General features: G+C 64.2%; 19 protein-coding genes. 16 read left to right on the forward strand and 3 right to left on the reverse strand.

Going from position 1 to position 18,551, the window contains the following annotated elements; genetic code table 11:
- Window positions 1-103: 103 nt before the first annotated feature.
- From AC1D0O_RS05270 to AC1D0O_RS05345, 16 genes are all read left to right on the forward strand, one after another.
- Window positions 104-4,006 carry a DUF3683 domain-containing protein gene (locus AC1D0O_RS05270; protein ID WP_477652493.1) on the forward strand — a complete coding sequence of 1,301 codons (3,903 nt, stop codon included), beginning with the start codon at window positions 104-106 and terminating at the stop codon, window positions 4,004-4,006.
- Between the two features lie 85 nt (window positions 4,007-4,091).
- The gene (locus tag AC1D0O_RS05275) at window positions 4,092-4,505 is read left to right on the forward strand and encodes a gamma-butyrobetaine hydroxylase family protein (RefSeq protein ID WP_477652494.1); all 414 of its coding nucleotides are present in this window, start codon (window positions 4,092-4,094) and stop codon (window positions 4,503-4,505) included.
- 167 nt (window positions 4,506-4,672) lie between these two features.
- A complete protein-coding gene (gene ubiE, locus AC1D0O_RS05280; RefSeq protein WP_477652495.1) occupies window positions 4,673-5,404 on the forward strand; it encodes a bifunctional demethylmenaquinone methyltransferase/2-methoxy-6-polyprenyl-1,4-benzoquinol methylase UbiE in 732 nt (243 codons plus the stop codon).
- 54 nt (window positions 5,405-5,458) lie between these two features.
- The gene (locus tag AC1D0O_RS05285) at window positions 5,459-6,469 is read left to right on the forward strand and encodes a Tim44 domain-containing protein (protein ID WP_477652496.1); all 1,011 of its coding nucleotides are present in this window, start codon (window positions 5,459-5,461) and stop codon (window positions 6,467-6,469) included.
- A gap of 149 nt (window positions 6,470-6,618) precedes the next feature.
- Window positions 6,619-7,233 carry a ubiquinone biosynthesis accessory factor UbiJ gene (locus tag AC1D0O_RS05290; protein WP_477652497.1) on the forward strand — a complete coding sequence of 205 codons (615 nt, stop codon included), beginning with the start codon at window positions 6,619-6,621 and terminating at the stop codon, window positions 7,231-7,233.
- Window positions 7,230-8,789 carry a ubiquinone biosynthesis regulatory protein kinase UbiB gene (gene ubiB / locus AC1D0O_RS05295; RefSeq protein WP_477652498.1) on the forward strand — a complete coding sequence of 520 codons (1,560 nt, stop codon included), beginning with the start codon at window positions 7,230-7,232 and terminating at the stop codon, window positions 8,787-8,789. Before AC1D0O_RS05290 ends, ubiB begins: the two co-directional genes overlap by 4 nt.
- 120 nt (window positions 8,790-8,909) lie before the next feature.
- Window positions 8,910-9,281, forward strand: a complete 372-nt coding sequence (locus AC1D0O_RS05300) for an FmdB family zinc ribbon protein (protein ID WP_477652499.1) — start codon at window positions 8,910-8,912, stop codon at window positions 9,279-9,281.
- A complete protein-coding gene (locus AC1D0O_RS05305) occupies window positions 9,281-9,922 on the forward strand; it encodes a DUF502 domain-containing protein (RefSeq protein ID WP_477652500.1) in 642 nt (213 codons plus the stop codon). Before AC1D0O_RS05300 ends, AC1D0O_RS05305 begins: the two co-directional genes overlap by 1 nt.
- A 44-nt stretch (window positions 9,923-9,966) precedes the next feature.
- A complete protein-coding gene (gene aspS, locus AC1D0O_RS05310; RefSeq protein ID WP_477652501.1) occupies window positions 9,967-11,772 on the forward strand; it encodes an aspartate--tRNA ligase in 1,806 nt (601 codons plus the stop codon).
- A gap of 38 nt (window positions 11,773-11,810) precedes the next feature.
- A complete protein-coding gene (nudB, locus tag AC1D0O_RS05315; RefSeq protein ID WP_477652502.1) occupies window positions 11,811-12,257 on the forward strand; it encodes a dihydroneopterin triphosphate diphosphatase in 447 nt (148 codons plus the stop codon).
- Between the two features lie 134 nt (window positions 12,258-12,391).
- Window positions 12,392-13,621, forward strand: a complete 1,230-nt coding sequence (gene clsB / locus AC1D0O_RS05320; RefSeq protein ID WP_477652503.1) for a cardiolipin synthase ClsB — start codon at window positions 12,392-12,394, stop codon at window positions 13,619-13,621.
- Window positions 13,622-13,754: 133 nt separating this feature from the next.
- Complete coding sequence (gene folE, locus AC1D0O_RS05325) at window positions 13,755-14,477, forward strand: GTP cyclohydrolase I (protein WP_477652504.1); 723 nt, start codon at window positions 13,755-13,757, stop codon at window positions 14,475-14,477.
- 2 nt (window positions 14,478-14,479) lie between these two features.
- Window positions 14,480-14,902, forward strand: a complete 423-nt coding sequence (locus AC1D0O_RS05330) for a BLUF domain-containing protein (protein ID WP_436157645.1) — start codon at window positions 14,480-14,482, stop codon at window positions 14,900-14,902.
- 80 nt (window positions 14,903-14,982) lie between these two features.
- On the forward strand, window positions 14,983-15,735 hold the full coding sequence (locus AC1D0O_RS05335; protein WP_477652807.1) for a DUF429 domain-containing protein: 753 nt from the start codon (window positions 14,983-14,985) through the stop codon (window positions 15,733-15,735).
- A gap of 116 nt (window positions 15,736-15,851) precedes the next feature.
- Entirely contained in the window at window positions 15,852-16,346 is a 495-nt protein-coding gene (locus AC1D0O_RS05340) for a thermonuclease family protein (RefSeq protein WP_477652505.1), read from the forward strand.
- A gap of 160 nt (window positions 16,347-16,506) precedes the next feature.
- Window positions 16,507-17,013, forward strand: coding sequence for a BON domain-containing protein (locus AC1D0O_RS05345; protein ID WP_477652506.1), 507 nt, complete (start codon window positions 16,507-16,509; stop codon window positions 17,011-17,013).
- A 106-nt stretch (window positions 17,014-17,119) separates the two neighbouring features.
- On the opposite strand, the gene AC1D0O_RS05350 is transcribed toward AC1D0O_RS05345, so the two are convergent.
- The 3 genes from AC1D0O_RS05350 to AC1D0O_RS05360 all read right to left on the reverse strand — a co-directional run bounded on the left by AC1D0O_RS05350 (window position 17,120) and on the right by AC1D0O_RS05360 (window position 18,537).
- Window positions 17,120-17,434 carry a BON domain-containing protein gene (locus tag AC1D0O_RS05350; RefSeq protein ID WP_477652507.1) on the reverse strand — a complete coding sequence of 105 codons (315 nt, stop codon included), beginning with the start codon at window positions 17,432-17,434 and terminating at the stop codon, window positions 17,120-17,122.
- A gap of 96 nt (window positions 17,435-17,530) precedes the next feature.
- Window positions 17,531-18,091, reverse strand: a complete 561-nt coding sequence (locus AC1D0O_RS05355; protein ID WP_477652508.1) for a ferritin-like domain-containing protein — start codon at window positions 18,089-18,091, stop codon at window positions 17,531-17,533.
- On the reverse strand, window positions 18,088-18,537 hold the full coding sequence (locus AC1D0O_RS05360; RefSeq protein ID WP_477652509.1) for a hypothetical protein: 450 nt from the start codon (window positions 18,535-18,537) through the stop codon (window positions 18,088-18,090). Before AC1D0O_RS05360 ends, AC1D0O_RS05355 begins: the two co-directional genes overlap by 4 nt.
- Between the last annotated feature and the right edge of the window lie 14 nt (window positions 18,538-18,551).

Here is an 18,551-nt window from a genome sequence, read left to right on the forward strand (position 1 = left end):
AGGACTATTCCCCCAGGCCTGTATGGTACGGCCCCGAATGTTGCGCTGCGGTAATATAGGGCAACAGCGCTGGACACGGGTCTGAAGCCGCTGGCTTTTCACGATGAACGCCCCTACCACACTCCAAGAACTCCACGTCTTTGCCGGTGACGCAAAGGCCGGCGAAGCCCGCATCCGCGAGATTCCCTACAACTACACCTCGTTTTCCGATCGCGAAGTGGTCATCCGCCTGCTCGGCGAGCGCGCCTGGGACCTGCTGAACCGCCTTCGCGACGAGCGCCGCACCGGCCGCTCCGCGCGCATGCTCTACGAAGTGCTGGGCGACGTCTGGGTGGTGCAGCGCAACCCCTATTTGCAGGACGACCTGCTCGACAACCCCAAGCGCCGCAAGCTGCTGGTCGACGCCCTGCAGCACCGCCTGACCGAGGTGGAAAAACGCCGTACGCCGGATGCGGACCCGCAGCGCGACGCCATCGTGGGCGAATTGCTGGACGCCGCCCGCGGTGCAGTCGCCCGCTTCTACACCTCCTTTAGCGAGATGTACGACCTGCGCCGCCTGACGGAACGCAAGCTGCGCAAGCTGACCCTCAAGGACAACATCAAGTTCGACGGCCTCTCGCGGGTTTCACACGTCACCGACGCGACCGACTGGCGCGTCGAATACCCCTTTGTGGTCCTCACGCCCGACACCGAAGTTGAAATGGCCGGGCTGGTCAAGGCCTGCATCGAACTCGGCCTGACCATCGTCCCGCGCGGCGGCGGCACCGGCTACACCGGTGGCGCGATCCCGCTGACCTGGAAGTCGGCCGTCATCAACACCGAAAAACTCGAGGCCATGACCGAGGTCGAAATGGTCTCGCTGCCGGGCCTTGAACAGCCGGTCGCCACCATCTGGACCGAAGCCGGCGTGGTCACCCAGCGCGTGGCCGATGCGGCCGAGCGCGGCGGTTTTGTGTTCGCGGTCGACCCGACCTCGGCCGAAGCCTCCTGCATAGGCGGCAACATCGCGATGAACGCGGGCGGCAAGAAGGCCGTCTTGTGGGGCACCGCGCTCGACAATCTGGCGTCCTGGCGCATGGTCACGCCCGAGGCTCAGTGGCTGGAAGTCACGCGCGTGGGCCACAACCTAGGCAAGATCCACGACGCCGAGATGGCCAGCTTCGAGCTGCAGTATTTCGAGGCCGACGGCAAAACCCCCATTCGCACCGAGCGGCTGGATATTCCCGGCAAAACATTCCGCAAGGAAGGCCTGGGCAAAGACGTTACCGACAAGTTCCTGAGCGGCCTGCCTGGTATCCAGAAGGAAGGCTGCGACGGCCTCATCACCAGCGCACGCTGGATCGTGCACCGCATGCCGGCGCATACCCGCACCGTGTGCCTGGAGTTCTTCGGCAATGCCAAGGACGCAGTGCCCAGCATCGTCGAGATCAAGGACTTCATGTTCGCCGAGCAAAAGCGCGGTGGCGCCATCTTGGCGGGGCTTGAACATCTGGATGATCGCTACCTGAAGGCGGTCGGCTACGCCACCAAATCGAAAAAGCATGGGGGCTTGCCGAAGATGGTGCTGTTTGGCGACATTGCCGGCGACGATGCCGATATCGTGGCGCGTGCCACGTCGGAAGTCGTGCGCATTGCCAACTCGCGCCACGGCGAAGGTTTTATCGCCATCAGCCCTGACGCCCGCAAGAAATTCTGGTTGGACCGCAAGCGTACCGCCGCGATCTCCAAGCATACAAACGCCTTCAAGATCAATGAAGACGTGGTGATCCCGCTGCCCCGTATGGCGGAGTACACCGACGGGATCGAGCAGATCAATGTCGAGCTCAGCCTGGCCAACAAGATCAAGCTGTGCAACGAGCTGGAGGCTTTTTTCCTCAAGGGCAACCTGCCCCTGGGCAAGTCGGACGACGCCAACGACATTCCGTCGGCCGAACTGCTGGAAGACCGCGTCGGCCAGGCGCTCGCTCTGGTGGGCGAAGTGCGCGCACTCTGGTCGGGCTGGCTCGAAGGCGTGGCCACGCTGTTCCCGCAACTGCAGGACCATTCGCTGCGCGCGAGCTGGAAAACCCAGATTCGCGCTCCGCTGCAGGCGATTTTCTCAGGCGGCGCGTTCTTGCCCATCCTCGAGGAATGCACGGCCATCCACAAGCGCGTGCTCAAGGGCCGCGTCTGGGCCGCGCTGCACATGCATGCCGGCGACGGCAACGTGCACACCAACCTGCCTGTCAACAGCGACGACTACGAGATGCTGCAGACCGCGCATGTGGCCGTGGCGCGCATCATGGTGCTGGCCCGCTCGCTGGACGGCGTGATTTCCGGCGAGCACGGCATCGGCATCACCAAGCTGGAATTCCTGACCGACGAGGAACTGCGGCCTTTCACCGAATACAAACAGAAGGTCGACCCTGAAGGGCGCTTCAACAAGGGCAAGCTGCTGCGAGACCAGGGGCACCTTGGCAAAGAAGGACAAAGTCTTCAAGCCGATTTGACCAACGCCTATACGCCCAGCTTCGGCCTCATGGGCCACGAGTCGCTGATCATGCAACAGTCCGACATAGGCGCCATCGCCGACAGCGTGAAGGACTGCCTGCGCTGCGGAAAATGCAAGCCGGTCTGCGCTACCCACGTGCCGCGCGCCAACCTGCTGTACAGCCCACGCAACAAAATCCTGGCGACCTCGCTGCTGGTGGAGGCTTTCCTCTACGAAGAGCAGACCCGGCGCGGCGTGAGCATCAAGCACTGGGAAGAGTTCGAGGACGTGGCAGACCACTGCACGGTCTGCCACAAGTGCCTCACGCCTTGCCCGGTGGACATCGACTTCGGCGAAGTTTCGATGAACATGCGCAACCTTCTGCGCAAGATGGGGCAGAAGTCCTTCCGGCCCGGCAATGCCGCCGCCATGATTTTCCTGAACGCGACCAGCCCGCAGACCATCAAGTTCATGCGCGGCGCCATGGTCGATGTGGGCTTCAAGGCCCAGCGCCTGGCCAACGACCTGCTGCGCCGGCTGGCGCGCAAGCAGACGGCCCTGCCGCCGGCCACGGTCGGAAAGGCGCCCGTGAAAGAGCAGGTGATCCACTTCATCAACAAGAAGATGCCGGGCGGCCTGCCCAAAAAGACCGCGCGCGCGCTGCTGGACATCGAGGACAAGGACTACGTCCCCATCATCCGCAACCCGAAAAGCACCACGTCGGAAACTGAAGCCGTGTTTTATTTCCCCGGTTGCGGCTCCGAGCGGCTGTTCAGCCAGGTGGGCCTGGCGACGCAGGCCATGCTCTGGCATGCGGGCGTGCAGACCGTGCTGCCGCCGGGCTATTTGTGCTGCGGCTACCCGCAACGCGGCAGTGGCCAGTTCGACAAGGCCGAAAAAATCATCACCGACAACCGGGTGCTGTTCCACCGCGTGGCCAACACGCTGAACTACCTGGACATCAAAACCGTGGTGGTCAGCTGCGGCACCTGCTACGACCAGCTGCAGGGCTATGAGTTCGAGAAAATCTTCCCGGGCTGCCGCATCATCGACATCCACGAGTACCTGCTGGAAAAAGGCATCACGCTGCGCACCGACCAGCCGGGCGCGGGCTACCTTTACCACGACCCCTGCCACAGCCCCATGAAGCTGCAGGAGCCCATGAAGACCGTCAAGGCCCTGATGGGCGACAACGTGCTCAAGAATGACCGCTGCTGCGGCGAATCCGGCACGCTGGGCGTGACCCGCCCCGACATCTCGACGCAGATCCGCTTTCGCAAGGAAGAAGAGCTGCGCAAGGGCGAAGCCGCCCTGCGGGCGTCCGGTGCCGTCGCCGAAAGCGGCAGCGTCAAGATCCTCACCAGCTGCCCGAGCTGCCTTCAGGGGCTTTCGCGCTACGGCGACGACCTGCAGAACGGCTTGCTCGAGGCCGACTACATCGTCGTGGAAATGGCCAACCAGATCCTGGGCAAGGAGTGGCTGCCGGCCTATGTGGAAGCGGCCAACCACGGCGGCATCGAGCGGGTGCTGGTCTAGCCAGGCTTCGGTGTCAATGGGCTTATTGCCAAAACCATGATGGCCGGATGCGTCCGGCCATTTCCTCTCAGAAAGCGATCACTCCATGGCAGGCCTTCAACCCGGCTCCCCGACGCCCACGGCGCTGACGGTTCACAGCCAGTCGCGCGTCCTTGAAATCGCTTTTTCCGATGGCGCCGAGTTCCGGATTCCGTTTGAACTCATGCGCATCTACTCGCCGTCGGCCGAGGTCCAGGGCCACGGCCCGGGCCAGGAAATCCTGCAGACCGGCAAGCGCGAGGTGAACGTGGTTGAGCTCGAACCCATCGGCAACTACGCGGTCAAACCGGTGTTTTCCGATGGCCACGAGAGTGGGATTTTTTCCTGGGACTACCTCTACCACCTGGGCGCCGAGCAGAGCCGCCTCTGGGACGACTACCAGCGGCGCCTGCAGGCGGCCGGCGTGGACCGCGACGCGCCCATGCCGCAAGCCGGCGGCCACGGCTGCGCAAGCCACTGACTGCGCAGGCTGCGCGAAGGCCCCGGCCGTGCCGGGCGAGTGCGGCGAAAGCCGGCTTCGCGGCACTGTTGTTTTTCCAGCATAAAAGCCGGCAATAAGGCCGCAATGCCCCGCGTCATCCCAGGGTTGTCGCGGTCATTCCGGGCATTGCCCTCTAGCATTGATGCATGAGCAGCACCCATTTCGGTTTTGAATCCGTCGATGAGCAGGACAAGGCGCGCCGCGTGCGCGGCGTTTTCGATTCCGTGGCGCCCAAATACGACGTGATGAACGACCTGATGTCCATGGGCCTGCACCGCGCCTGGAAGGCCTACACCGTGCTGGTGGCCAACGTCAAGGAGGGCTACCAGGTGCTGGACATCGCCGGCGGCACCGGCGACTTGGCGCTGGCTTTTGCCCCCAAGGTGGGCAGCACCGGGCGTGTGGTGCACACCGACATCAACGAGGCCATGCTGCGCGAAGGCCGCAACCGGCTGCTGGACGCCGGCGTGAACCTGCCGACGCTGGTCTGCGACGCGGAGCACCTGCCTTTCCCCGATGCGAGCTTCGACGTGGTGACCGTGGCCTTCGGCCTGCGCAACATGACGCACAAGGAAGACGCGCTGCGCGAGATGAGCCGCGTGCTCAAGCCCGGCGGCAAGCTGCTGGTGCTCGAATTCTCCAAAGTGGCCAAGCCGCTGGAAAAAATTTACGACTGGTATTCCTTCAAGGTCCTGCCCCGGCTGGGCAAGCTGGTGGCCAACGACGACTCAAGCTACCAGTACCTCGCCGAGTCCATCCGCATGCATCCGGGCCAGGAAGAACTTAAAGCCCTGATGCGCAAAGGTGGTTTCGGCCATGTGGACTATCACAACATGTCGGGCGGTGTGGTGGCATTGCATGTTGGAATCAAGTGCTGAGGCATTGAACCGCTGAATTGAAATTGACGTGTTGAGTGTGATTAAGGAGACGATATGAAAACGAAAATCTGGTCCGCGATTCTTTCCACCGTGCTGGTCACGGCCATGGCCCTGGCCGGCACGTCGGCCGAGGCCAAGCGCCTGGCCGGCGGCAAGTCGATCGGCAAACAGTCGTCCAACGTCACACAACGCGAGGCAGCGCCGGGCGGCGCCAGCTCGGCCACCAATTCCGCCGCCAAGCCGGCCACGCCCGCCGCGGCGCCCGCGCAGGCGCCTAAACGCCCCTGGGGCGCAATGCTGGGCGGCCTGGCCGCTGGCCTGGGCCTGGCCTGGCTGGCTTCGTCGCTGGGCCTGGGCGGCGCCTTCGGACAGATCATCATGTTCGCCCTGCTGGCGCTGGTGGTCATGGTGGTGATCGGTTTTGTCATGCGCAGGCTCAAGGGCGGGGCGTCAGCGGCGCCCGGCGCGGCGTCCGGCCAGGCGCCGTTCGCCTTCCAGGGTGCGGGCAATGCCACCACCCCCAAGAACTACAGCCCCGAGAACGTGGGCAACGATGCCTCCGCGCGCCCCTGGGAGCGCAGCAGTATGGCTTTCGACGCCAACAAATACGACGCGGCCGCACCCGCCGCGGGCGGCTCCATGATCGGATCGGCCCTGCTGGGTTCGCAGTCCTGGGGCGTGCCGGCCGGGTTTGACGCCGAAGGCTTCCTCAAGGCCAGCAAGGCCAACTTCGTGACCTTGCAGGATGCCTGGGACCGCTCCGACATCCAGAGCCTGCGCGCCATGATGACCGACGACATGCTCGAGCAGATCAAGACACAGCTCGCCGACCGCGAATCGCACACCGGCGGCCAGGTCAACAAGACCGAAGTCGTGATGCTGGACGCCCAACTGCTCGGCATCGAGGAACTGAGCGACGTCTACATGGCCAGCGTCGAGTTCTCCGGCATGATCCGCGAAGACGCCTCCGCAGGCGCCAGCCCCTTCCGCGAAGTCTGGAACATGACCAAGCCGCGCAGCGGCGGCAGCGGCTGGCTGGTAGCTGGGGTACAGGCTTTGCAATAAGCCCCCACGCTTTTCACTTCGTGTAATGCGCTGCCCCCCCGAGGGGACGCTGCGCCTGGGGCCTGGCAAAGCCGGTTCCGCGGCCCCGACTGGCAGATAAATAGGCTACTTACCTCGTCGGGCGTTTTATCCTGCAAAATCGGGGGCGTATGAATACTCCGCCCACGTCCCCTTTTTCATTTCTGGAATCCATTGCCACCCGCTTTCAGCCGCCCGCCTGGGTGGTCGATGAAGGGCAGCAACGGCTGGTGCTCTTCCTGAACCACGTCCTGATGCAGGAAAAGCAGGCACAGGACCGCCTGCTGCGGCAAAAGGGGCGGGTGGTGCACTTGCGCTGGGGCCTGTTTTCGATCGACCTGGTGGTCACGCCGGCGGGCCTGGTGGACCGGGCGGCACCCGGCGACACGCCGGACCTCACGCTGGCCGTCGCCACCGAATCGCCCCTGACAGTCATGCAATCCGTGCTGGCCGGCAAGCCGCCGCCGGTGAAGATCGAAGGCGACGTGCAACTGGCAGCCGAGCTCGGCTGGCTGGCGGAAAACCTGCGCTGGGATGCCGAAGAAGACCTGTCGCGCCTGATCGGCGACGCACCCGCGCACGCGGTGGCCGACGCCGGGCGCCGCCTGTTTGAAGGACTCAAGCAGTTCCTGGCCAGGACGCCGCTGTCCCCGGCTCCTGTGTCATCCGGGGTTGCCAGCCCGGCGGCCCCCGCAAGCCCCGCGGCGGCAGGTGAGGGCGCCTCGGCCGCGAAGGCTTCTGCATGACCCGGCTTTTCCGGGGTATCTTCATCGTCTGGACCGTGCTGCGGTTCGGGCTGGACGAACTGGTGTTGTCCAGTTTCGAGCGCCCCTGGATACGCTTGCTGACGCGCATTGTTTCAGTGGGCCGCAACCTGAAGGCGCCGCGCGGCGAGCGCCTGCGCGAAGCCCTCGAAAGCCTGGGTCCCATCTTCGTCAAGTTCGGCCAGGTGATGTCCACCCGCCGCGACCTGCTGCCGCCCGACATCGCCGACGAACTGGCCCGCCTGCAGGATCGGGTGCCGCCCTTCGAATCGGCCGTGGCCGTCGCCATCATCGAGAAAGCCTTCGGCCGGCCGCTGGACCGGATTTTTGCGAGTTTCGAGCAGACGCCGGTGGCCAGCGCCTCCATCGCCCAGGTGCACTTCGCCACCCTGCCGAACGGGCGCGAAGTAGCCGTCAAGGTGCTGCGGCCCAACATGCTGCCCGCCATCGAAAAAGACCTGGCGCTGATGCACATGATGGCTGGCTGGATAGAAAGCGCCTCGTCCGACGGCAAGCGCCTCAAGCCCCGCGAGGTGGTCGCCGAATTCGACAAATACCTGCACGACGAGCTGGACCTGCTGCGCGAGGCGGCCAATGCGGCCCAGCTGCGCCGCAACATGCAAAACCTCGACCTGGTGATGATTCCCGAGATGGTCTGGGATTTCTGCATGCCCGACGTGATGGTGATGGAGCGCATGAAAGGTGTTCCCATCAGTCAAGCGCAGCGCCTGCGCGATGCCGGCGTGGACATGAAAAAACTGGCGCGCGACGGCGTCACCATCTTTTTCACCCAGGTGTTCCGGGACGGCTTTTTCCATGCCGACATGCACCCGGGCAACATCCAGGTGAGCCTGGCGCCGGCAAGCTTCGGCCGTTACATCTCGCTGGACTTCGGGATCGTGGGCACGCTGACCGAGGTCGACAAGGAATACCTGGCGCAGAACTTCAGCGCCTTTTTCCAGCGCGACTACAAACGCGTGGCCGAGCTGCACCTCGAGTCCGGCTGGGTGCCTCCCGAAACGCGGGTCGACGAGCTGGAAGCCGCCATCCGCGCCTGCTGCGAACCCTATTTCGACCGCCCCTTGCGGGAAATCTCGTTGGGACTGGTGCTGATGCGGCTGTTCCAGACCTCGCGGCGCTTTCACGTTGAAATCCAGCCCCAACTGGTGCTGCTGCAGAAAACCCTGCTCAACATCGAAGGCCTGGGGCGGGAACTGGACCCCGACCTGGACCTCTGGAGCACCGCCAAGCCTTTTCTCGAAAAATGGATGCTGGAGCAGGTGGGCCCCGAGAAACTGCTGGCGCAGCTCAAGGCCGAGGCGCCGGCCTACGCCAAGCTGCTGCCGGGCCTGCCGCGCCTGCTGTCGCAGTACCTCAAATCCCCGCCCGGCTTGCACCGCCGCGAGATCGAGGAACTGCTGTACGAGCAAAAACGCACCAACAAGCTGCTGCAAAGCGTGATTTACGGCGGCCTGGGCTTTGTTTTGGCGTTGGTCACCATGCAAGTCGTGCAGGTGCTGCGGTTCCGCTTGTTCTGAGCTTGACGGGCCCCTCAACGGCCTATAATTGAAGGCTTTGCATCTGGGTGCCTTTTCCGGGCAATCCAGGCGAATTTCCCCGGGTATTCCTCGGAACACCCCCTCAAAGCCTTAAGCACTATGCCAATCTACGCCTATAAATGCGAGTCCTGTGGGCATGCCAAGGACGTCCTGCAAAAAATCTCCGATGCGCCGCTCACGGTGTGTCCGCAATGCGGCGCACCCGCGTTCAAGAAGCAGGTCACGGCCGCGGGTTTCCAGCTCAAGGGCTCGGGCTGGTACGTGACGGACTTCCGCGGCGGCAACAGCACGGGCGGCGCCCCCGCACCCAAGTCCGACGGCGGCGAAACGGGCGCGGCTAAAGGCGCCGACAGCAAGCCAGTCGATTCCGGCGCAGCCGCGCCGGCAAGCACCGCCGCGGCCCCCGCTCCCGCGCCGGCCGCGCCCGCCAAGGCTCCGGCCGGCGATTCTTCCTCCAAATCGTCTTCGTGATGGCTTCAATCCGCCGATGGCTTCTGGCCGGACTGCTGGTGCTGGTTCCCCTGGCGATCACGCTGTGGGTGCTCGACTGGATCGTCGGCACGCTGGACCAGACGCTGTTGATCCTGCCGGGCTCCTGGCATCCCGACAAGCTGCTGGGTTTTCACATCCCGGGTTTCGGCGTGCTGCTCACGCTGCTGATCGTGCTGCTGATGGGCGCCATCGCCAGCAACTTCTTCGGCAAGAAGCTGGTCCGCTGGGGCAATTCCTTCCTGAGCCGCATTCCCATCGTCCGCTCTATTTATTCCAGCGTGAAGCAGGTTTCCGACACGGTGTTCTCGGAAAACGGCAACGCTTTCCGCAAGGCGCTGCTGGTGCAATGGCCGCGTGAAGGCGTCTGGACCATAGGCTTTCTCACTGGCACGCCCGGCGGCGACGTCGTCAACCACCTGCAGGGCGACTACCTGAGCGTTTACGTCCCGACCACGCCCAACCCCACCGGCGGCTACTTCGTGATGCTGAAAAAAAGCGATTGCATCGAGCTCAAGATGAGCGTCGATGAAGCCCTGACCTATGTGATTTCCATGGGTGTCGTGGTGCCTGCAAAACCTGCGCCGCTGCCCGCGACCCTGCCCCTGACCCCTCCCCTTTAAACGGCGAAAACTGCCCCAAAGGCGCTGAAAGTTCGAGTATTTTTATGGCCATCGTTTCCCAAATGCGTTCCAACTATTGCGGTCTGGTGACCGAGAGCCTCATGGGCCAAACCGTGAGCCTGTGCGGCTGGGTGAACCGCCGCCGCGACCACGGCGGCGTGATCTTCATCGACCTGCGCGATCGCGAAGGTTATGTGCAGGTGGTCTGCGATCCTGACCGCGCCGACATGTTCAAGACCGCCGAAGGCGTGCGCAACGAATTCTGCGTGCAGGTCAAAGGCGTGGTGCGGGCCCGTCCCGAAGGCACGACCAACGACAACCTCAAGAGCGGCAAGGTCGAGGTGCTGTGCCACGAGCTGATCGTGCTGAACCCCAGCGTGACGCCGCCCTTCCAGCTTGACGACGACAACCTGTCGGAGACGACGCGCCTCACGCACCGCGTGCTGGACCTGCGCCGCCCCTACATGCAGAACAACCTGATGCTGCGCTACCGCGTGTCCATGGAAACGCGCAAGTTCCTCGACGCCAACGGCTTCATCGACATTGAAACCCCGATGCTGACCAAGAGCACACCCGAGGGCGCGCGCGACTACCTGGTGCCCAGCCGCGTCAACGAAGGCATGTTCTTCGCGCTGCCGCAAAGCCCGCAGCTGTTCAAGCAGCTGCTCATGGTGGCCGGCTTTGACCGCTACTACCAGATCACCAAGTGCTTCCGCGACGAAGACCTGCGCGCCGACCGCCAGCCCGAATTCACGCAGATCGATATCGAAACGTCCTTCATGGGCGAACAGGACATCCGAGACCTGTTCCAGGGCATGATCAGCAACATCTTCAAGACCGTGCTGGCCACCGACCTGGGCGAGTTCCCCGTCATGGCCTATGCCGACGCCATGCACCGCTTCGGCTCCGACAAGCCCGACCTGCGCGTGAACCTGGAATTCACCGAACTGACCGACGTCATGGCCGACGTGGACTTCAAGGTCTTCAGCGCACCGGCCACGGCCGTGGGTGGCCGCGTGGTAGCCCTGCGCGTGCCCGGCGGCTCCGAGATGAGCCGCGGCGAGATCGACGGCTACACCGAGTTCGTGAAGATCTACGGCGCCAAGGGCCTGGCCTGGATCAAGGTCAACGACGTGAGCAAAGGCCGCGAGGGCCTGCAAAGCCCCATCGTCAAGAACCTGCACGACGCGGCCATCGCAGAAATCCTCAAGCGCACCGGTGCGCAGAACAACGACATCCTGTTCTTCGGCGCCGACAAGGCCAAGATCGTCAACGACAGCATAGGCGCGCTGCGCCTGAAGGTCGGCCACAGTGAATTCGGCAAGAAGACCGGCCTTTTCACCAAGGGCTGGAAGCCGCTGTGGGTAGTGGACTTCCCGATGTTCGAATTCGACGAGGACGGCCAGCGCTGGAGCGCCGTGCACCACCCCTTCACCGCGCCCAAGGACGGGCACGAGGACTGGATGGACACCGACCCAGGCCGCTGCATCGCCAAGGCCTACGACATGGTGCTCAACGGCTGGGAACTGGGCGGCGGTTCGGTCCGTATCCACCGCGCAGAAGTGCAGAGCAAGGTGTTCAGCGCGCTGAAGATCGGCCCTGAGGAAGCGCAAGAGAAATTCGGCTTCCTGCTGGACGCGCTGCAGTACGGCGCGCCGCCGCACGGCGGCCTGGCTTTCGGCCTGGACCGCATCGTCACCATGATGACGGGCGCCGAGTCCATTCGCGACGTGATCGCTTTCCCGAAAACCCAGCGCGCGCAGGATCTGCTCACGCATGCGCCCAGCCCGGTGGACGAAAAGCAATTGCGCGAACTGCACATCCGCCTGCGCAATCCCCAGCCGGTTTAAAACTCCGCGCAAAACTGCCAGCCCAGAAAGGGGATGCCTTGAAAGCCTTCAAGATCCCCGAATCAGTACTGGTCGTCATCCACACACCGCAACGCGAGGTGTTGCTGATAGAGCGCGCCGACAATCCCGGTTTCTGGCAAAGCGTCACCGGCTCTAAAGACACGGTGGAGGAGGCTTTGCTGGAGACGGCCATGCGCGAAGTGCTGGAAGAGACCGGTATCGCGGCCGCCGCCGCGCAGTTTCGCGACTGGGGCTTGTCCAATGTGTACGAGATATACCCAGTTTGGCAGCACAGGTACGCAGCCGGCGTCACCCATAACACCGAACACGTCTTCAGCCTGTGCCTGCCCGATGCCTGTGAGGTGAGGCTCAATCCCGCGGAGCACACCGCCTGGCGATGGCTGCCGCACCACGAGGCCGCCGATTTGTGCTTTTCGCCCTCGAACGCGGAAGCGGTGCTGCTGCTGCCGACATTCATGGCGTGAGCCGCGCGGCGCGGCGGGCGCAACACTTTGTGAGTTGGCGTTTCATGGGATTGGCAAACACCGGTCGCTCGGTTTAAATGGGCTGGACCTCACGCCCACTTCTCGCCACTCGCAAGGGACGACTGCCACCGGCCATGCTGTACCCATTTCACAAGACAGGCGAGCTGCAGTTGCTGCAAGGCGGGCGAGACTATTTTCCCGCCTTGATCCGGGCACTGGACGCGGCGCGCACCTGGATACAGCTGGAAACCTATATTTTCGATTTCCATGGCGCCGGGGCCGAGGTGGCCGAGGCGCTGGTGCGCGCGGCCGGCCGCGGCGTGACGGTGCAGGTGCTGGTGGACGGCATAGGCACCAACCCCCTGCCGCCGCAGTGGCGGGAGAAATTCGCGCAGGCCAAAGTCGAGTGGTTTGTCTATTCGCCCCTGGGGACGGGCCTGCGCGGCCTGGGCCTGCTGCTTCCGGAGCGCTGGCGCAGGTTGCATCGCAAGCTCTGCGTGGTGGACCAGCACACGTTATTTTGCGGCGGCATCAATGTGCTCGACGATTTTTACGACCCCAACCATGGCGAGCTTCAGGCGCCGCGTGTCGATTTCGCCGTGTCCGCCACCGGGCCGCTGGCGCGGGAAGCCGCCGATGCCATGGCGCTGCTGTGGTGGCGCGTGCAGGCGGGTTACAGCGCGCGGCAGCGGCACATGACCGCGGCGTGGGAGACGTTCAAGGCGGCGGGCTACGGCGGGCGCACCCAGGCCGAGCCCTCTGTCGCAGGCAATAGCGCCGGCGCCACCGGTCCTCGGGCGGCGCTGGTGCTGCGCGACAACCTGCGCAACCGCAGCAGCATAGAGCGCGCCTACCGCAAGGCCATCGGCAAGGCGCATCGCGAGATCATCATCGCCAACGCCTACTTCCTGCCGGGCGGCAAGCTGCGGCGCGCCCTGATCGGGGCCGCGCGGCGCGGCGTGCGCGTGACGCTGCTGCTGCAGGGGCGCTACGAATACTTCATGCAGTACCACGCGGCCCGGCCTGTCTACGGTGCCTTGTTGGAGGCCGGCGTGGAAATCCATGAATACGAGGCCGGCTTTCTGCATGCCAAGGTGGCCGTGGTGGACGGGCATTGGGCCACTGTCGGTTCATCCAACCTCGATCCGCTGAGCCTGCTGCTGGCCCGCGAAGCCAATGTGGTGGTCGAGGACAAGGCCTTTGCCGAAGGCTTGGCGGCCATCCTGCGCGAGGCCATGCTGACCCAGGGGCGGCGCATGGAGCCGGCGGCCCACAGCCACCGCCCCCTGGGCCAGCGCCTGCGGGGCTGGGTGGCTTACGCGCTGGTGCGGCTTGCGCTGCTGGTGGCCGGCCAGCGTTATTGAGGCCTTGAGGTCGCGCTGCCTCTAACAGCTACCAAATTGATAGCTGCTTGTGCCCATGTGGAAAGGGAGAAATGCCAAAGACCCTGTCAAATTCCGGACAAGACGGCACAGGGTCAGGCTGGTAATATCTGGCATGCTTATGAAATCCGACACGCCCCCCCAGGACGCGACCGGCGAGGGTACGCCTGTCTCCGTCAAGATCCGCGAACGGCTCGCCCTGGCGCGCAAGCGCTTTCACGCCAATGACAACATCGCCCAGTTCATCCAGCCCGGAGAGCTCGAAAAACTGCTGGACGAGGTCGAGGTCAAGATGCAGGGTGTGCTCGACAGCCTGGTGATAGACACCGCCGGGGACCACAACACCAACAACACGGCGCGCCGCGTGGCCAAGATGTACCTCAACGAGGTGTTCAAGGGCCGCTATGTGCAGCCTCCCACCATCACCGAGTTTCCCAACGCCGAGCACCTCAACGAGCTCATGATCGTCGGGCCCATCACGGTGCGCAGCGCCTGCTCCCACCACTTTTGCCCGGTCATCGGCAAGATCTGGATAGGCGTGCTGCCCAATGAGCACACCAACGTGATCGGCCTCTCAAAATACGCGCGCCTGGCCGAATGGGTCATGGGCCGCCCGCAGATCCAGGAGGAGGCCGTGGTGCAGCTGGCCGACCTCATCATGGAAAAAACCCAGCCCGACGGCCTGGCCATCGTGATGGAAGCCAGCCACTACTGCATGGCCTGGCGCGGCGTGAAAGACATGGACAGCAAGATGATCAACTCGGTGATGCGTGGCGTGTTCCTCAAGGATTCGACCTTGCGCCGCGAATTCCTCGCACTGATTCCGCAGAAAGGCTAAGCATGTTGGTACGTTTACTTTACGCAAGCCGCGCGGTCGACACCAGTCCCGAAGCCATCGAGGGCATCCTGTCGCAGTCGCGCCAGCACAACCCGGCCACCGGCATCACCGGCATCCTCTGCTATGGCGGCGGCATCTTCCTGCAGGCCATCGAAGGCGGGCGCATGGCGGTCAGCGACCTGTTCGGCCATATCCAGCACGATGCACGCCACAAGGACGTGGTGCTGCTGCACTTCGAGGAAATCTCCGAACGGCGTTTCGGCGGCTGGACCATGGGCCAGGTCAATCTCTCCAAGCTCAACCATTCCATCCTGCTGAAGTATTCCGAGAAAGCCGAGCTCGATCCCTATTCCGTCTCCGGCAAGGTTTCGTACGCGTTGCTCGAAGACCTGATGGCCACCGCCTCCATCTGCGGGCGCGTTTGAGCCTGGCGGCAGCGCCGGTGACAGGGCTGCTTCTGGGCTGCGATTTCTCCAGCAGCCCGAGCCGCCGCAAACCCATCGTGATGGCCACCGGCTCCGCCGCCGGCGGCCGCGTGCTGCTCGCGGGCCTGGAACGCATCGAGTCGCTGGACGGCTTCGAGCAATGGCTGCGCCGCGAACCCGCCTGGCTGGGTGCTTTTGATTTTCCCTTCGGTTTGCCGCGCGAACTGGTCGAGCAACTCGGCTGGCCCGGCCAATGGCCGGAGTTGATGCTGCACTATGCGGCCCTGAGCCGACCCGACATCCGCACCGCCTTTGCCGCCTTTTGCGATGCCCGTCCCGTCGGGCGAAAATTCGCCCACCGCGCGGCCGACGGGCCGGCCGGCTCCAGCCCGTCGATGAAATGGGTCAACCCGCCGGTCGCCTACATGCTGCATGCCGGCGTGCCCCGGCTGCTGGCGGCCGGCGTGCACCTGCCCGGCCTGCATCAGGGCGACCTGAGCCGCGTCGCGCTGGAAGGTTACCCCGGCCTGCTGGCGCGCGAGGTGCTGGGCAGCCGCTCTTACAAAAGCGACGACAAGGCCAAGCAGACGCCGGAACGGCTGATCGCACGCAAAGACCTGATCACCGCGCTGGAAAACGGCCAAACCCGGCTGGGGCTGCGTCTCAAGGTCAGCCATGCCCAGCGCGATGCGCTGGCCGACGACGCCAGCGGCGACAGCCTGGACGCCGTGCTGTGCCTGATGCAGGCGGCCTGGGCCTGGCAGCAGGGCGCGCCGCGCTATGGCTTGCCGCTCGAGATGGACCCGCTCGAAGGCTGGATCGTCACGGCCTGAGATCTGCGCGAAGGCGGGCGAACCGTACTGTTTGTCTGTCCAGTATATTCAAGGCCCTTCCTTCCGCAGTTCACGGGCCTCTTCGAACAATGTCTTCCCTTTCACGCACCCTTGCCATGGCTGCATTGCTGATCGCATGGCTTCCGGCCCAAGCCTCTTCACCGGCCAAATCCTCGGCGCCGGCCTGGTCCGGTGTCGTCAGCTATGTGGTCGACGGCGATACCGTCAGGGTGCGGCCGCCCGGCGGCGGCAAGCCCATCAGTGTTCGCATCAACGGCATAGACGCGCCGGAAATCTGCCAGGCCGGCGGCACCGCCTCCCGCGACGCGCTCATGCGCAAGCTGCTGGGCCGGCGCGTGGCGGTGCATGGCCGGCACCATGACGACTATGGCCGCCTGCTGGAGAAGATCACGCTCAAGGGCGAAGACGCAGGCGGATGGATGGTGGCGCAGGGCCTGGCCTGGTCTTACCGCAGTCGCGGCAGCGCCGGCCCTTACGCAGTACAGCAGCGGCGCGCCAAGGCCGCAGGGCTGGGAATTTTTTCACCGTCGCACGCTATGCCGCCCGTGTATCCAGCGCAGTTTCGCAAACGGTACGGAAGCTGCCACTAGCCATGGGCGCTGTCCCTTGTCCTACGGCTGTTTCAGCCGGCGCCGATGTGCGGCAACGGGCCCGCTGGCTAGAGTGAATGTGCGCGAACGCTGCTTCGCCATCCCCTAGCGCCCGACCGGCCTAAGCCGGGCCGGCGCACATTCCCAACAAGGAGCCATCATGATTCCAAGCCTTTTGAACCCCTCGCATGCGGGCCATTCCCTCCGTCCCCTGGCTGTCGTCGGTGCGTTGTCCGTCGCGCTGGCTTTGTCGGCCTGCAACAAGCCGGACGATGGAAAAACCGCCGGCCAGCAGCTTGACTCGGCCATTGCGAAAACTGAAGACGCCGCCGCCCGCGCCAAGGCCAAGGCCGAAAGCGAAATGGCCAGTGCAGGTGCCGCCGTGAAAAACGCCACCCAGGGCGCCGAGTCTTCCGGCAAGGATATGGCTGCCAAAGCCGGTGAAAAAATCGACGACCTCACGATCACGACGACCCTCACCGCCGGGTTCGCGAAGGACCCCGATCTGAGCGTGCTCAAGATTAACGTGGACACCCGCAACGGCGCCGTGACTCTCAATGGCTCCGCGCCCACGGCGGCCGCCCGCGACAAGGCCGGTAGCCTGGCCAAAGACGTCAAAGGCGTCAGCTCGGTGGACAACAAACTCGTGGTGAAGGCCGCCGGCTAGTCCAGGCTGTCGGCCTTATCCGGCCGGACACAAAAAAAGGCAGGCATGGGAAACCATGCCTGCCTTTTTGCAGCCGCCTCGCGGGCGGCCGGCCTTGCAAAACCGTTTACGGACGAACGACGATGTCGTTGCGCACGGCCTTGACGTTCTTCACGTTGCGGGCAATGTTTTCAGCCTGGGCTTTTTCCGCACTGGATTTGGCAAAGCCGGACAGCTGGACCGTGCCGTTGAGCGTTTCCACCTTGATGGAGGAAGCCGCCACGGTTTTGTCCTCGACGAATTTCGCCTTCACGGAAGTCGTGATGGCGGCGTCGTCGACATAGGCGCCTGCGGACTCCTGGCCACGCCCGACAGCGCAGCCGCTGCCAATGATGGTGATGCCTGCCAGAGCGGCGAATGCAATTGCGCGAGCGTATTTCATATTGTTTTCCTCTTCGGTTGATTTCAATGGTTTTTGGTGCAGGGTTGAAAAAGCCTGCCGGTGGGCGGCACCACGCCCACCGGCCTGCGGTAACGGTTATTTCTCCAGCCAGTCCTTGAGTTCGTCGGCGTGCTCTTCCTCGTCGGCAAGAACGTCTTCGAGCATGCGCCGCGTCGTCGGGTCCTTGTCGCCGATCAGCGCGATCATCTGGCGGTAGGTCTCCACCGCGATGCGCTCGGCGACCAGGTTGACGCGCACCATGGTCTTCAGGTCGTTGGATTCGTCGTAGTCCGCATGGCTGCGCTGCAGCAGCGTGCCGGGGGAGAAGTCGGGTTCGCCGCCCAGTTGCACGATGCGCCTGGCGATGCGGTCCGCGTGCCCGGACTCTTCGTTGGCGTGCACCAGGAATTCGTCGGCGATGGGCGGAGACGACACGCCGCTGGCCATGAAGTAGTGGCGCTTGTAGCGCAGCACGCAGACCAGTTCCGTCGCGAGGGCGTCATTGAGCAGTTTCACGATGGCATCGCGGTGCGGCCCATAGGCCGGCGTGATGGCGCCGTCGGCCAGGCTGTTGCGGGCCGCGTCCAGGCCGGTCTCGTCCAGCACAAGTTCGCCGGAAGCCGCTGTGGGGAGTTTGGAAATGACGGAGGAGTTCATGGAGGTGTCCTTTGAGTCTGTTCGTTGCCTTGCGCCGGGCTGGAGAGCATCGACAGCAGGGCGCCGGAGATCTCCGACGACTTGAGCGCGGCCAGCAGCACGCTGCCCAGCGACACCAGCCGCCAGGGCTTGAATACCACGGCCGCCGCGCCCGCCACCGCGGCGATGCCCAGCAGCTGCAGGGGTTTTTCCCTGGCGTAATTGCCGAGCACCGGCCGCGCCAAGCTGAACGCGGCGCTCACGGGGTGGTGCTGCCACCAAGCGCCCAGCGCGTGTTTGATGAAGCCCCAGCCTCCGTCCCGGGCGTGTTCCGGATCTTCTTCACCATGCTGTCCGGATTGCTCCTGCTCATCGTGGGACAGCTTGTCGCGGCTCATGTGCCGGACGATGGCCTTGCGGCTGCTGGCCAGTCTTTCCTGCGGCGTGGGCTGGGTGAGCGATGTCATGGCGCGGTCTTTGG

Source organism: Polaromonas sp. P1_F2 (assembly GCF_056405735.1).

What these genes read in the sequence shown, in the direction of transcription:
- AC1D0O_RS05270 (WP_477652493.1), top strand. Translation starts at nt 104, where the DNA reads ATGAACGCCCCTACCACACTCCAAGAACTCCACGTCTTTGCCGGTGAC.
- AC1D0O_RS05275 (WP_477652494.1), top strand. Translation starts at nt 4,092, where the DNA reads ATGGCAGGCCTTCAACCCGGCTCCCCGACGCCCACGGCGCTGACGGTT.
- ubiE (WP_477652495.1), top strand. Translation starts at nt 4,673, where the DNA reads ATGAGCAGCACCCATTTCGGTTTTGAATCCGTCGATGAGCAGGACAAG.
- AC1D0O_RS05285 (WP_477652496.1), top strand. Translation starts at nt 5,459, where the DNA reads ATGAAAACGAAAATCTGGTCCGCGATTCTTTCCACCGTGCTGGTCACG.
- AC1D0O_RS05290 (WP_477652497.1), top strand. Translation starts at nt 6,619, where the DNA reads ATGAATACTCCGCCCACGTCCCCTTTTTCATTTCTGGAATCCATTGCC.
- ubiB (WP_477652498.1), top strand. Translation starts at nt 7,230, where the DNA reads ATGACCCGGCTTTTCCGGGGTATCTTCATCGTCTGGACCGTGCTGCGG.
- AC1D0O_RS05300 (WP_477652499.1), top strand. Translation starts at nt 8,910, where the DNA reads ATGCCAATCTACGCCTATAAATGCGAGTCCTGTGGGCATGCCAAGGAC.
- AC1D0O_RS05305 (WP_477652500.1), top strand. Translation starts at nt 9,281, where the DNA reads ATGGCTTCAATCCGCCGATGGCTTCTGGCCGGACTGCTGGTGCTGGTT.
- aspS (WP_477652501.1), top strand. Translation starts at nt 9,967, where the DNA reads ATGGCCATCGTTTCCCAAATGCGTTCCAACTATTGCGGTCTGGTGACC.
- clsB (WP_477652503.1), top strand. Translation starts at nt 12,392, where the DNA reads ATGCTGTACCCATTTCACAAGACAGGCGAGCTGCAGTTGCTGCAAGGC.
- folE (WP_477652504.1), top strand. Translation starts at nt 13,755, where the DNA reads ATGCTTATGAAATCCGACACGCCCCCCCAGGACGCGACCGGCGAGGGT.
- AC1D0O_RS05330 (WP_436157645.1), top strand. Translation starts at nt 14,480, where the DNA reads ATGTTGGTACGTTTACTTTACGCAAGCCGCGCGGTCGACACCAGTCCC.
- AC1D0O_RS05335 (WP_477652807.1), top strand. Translation starts at nt 14,983, where the DNA reads ATGGCCACCGGCTCCGCCGCCGGCGGCCGCGTGCTGCTCGCGGGCCTG.
- AC1D0O_RS05340 (WP_477652505.1), top strand. Translation starts at nt 15,852, where the DNA reads ATGGCTGCATTGCTGATCGCATGGCTTCCGGCCCAAGCCTCTTCACCG.
- AC1D0O_RS05345 (WP_477652506.1), top strand. Translation starts at nt 16,507, where the DNA reads ATGATTCCAAGCCTTTTGAACCCCTCGCATGCGGGCCATTCCCTCCGT.
- AC1D0O_RS05350 (WP_477652507.1), bottom strand. Translation starts at nt 17,434, where the DNA reads ATGAAATACGCTCGCGCAATTGCATTCGCCGCTCTGGCAGGCATCACC.
- AC1D0O_RS05355 (WP_477652508.1), bottom strand. Translation starts at nt 18,091, where the DNA reads ATGAACTCCTCCGTCATTTCCAAACTCCCCACAGCGGCTTCCGGCGAA.
- AC1D0O_RS05360 (WP_477652509.1), bottom strand. Translation starts at nt 18,537, where the DNA reads ATGACATCGCTCACCCAGCCCACGCCGCAGGAAAGACTGGCCAGCAGC.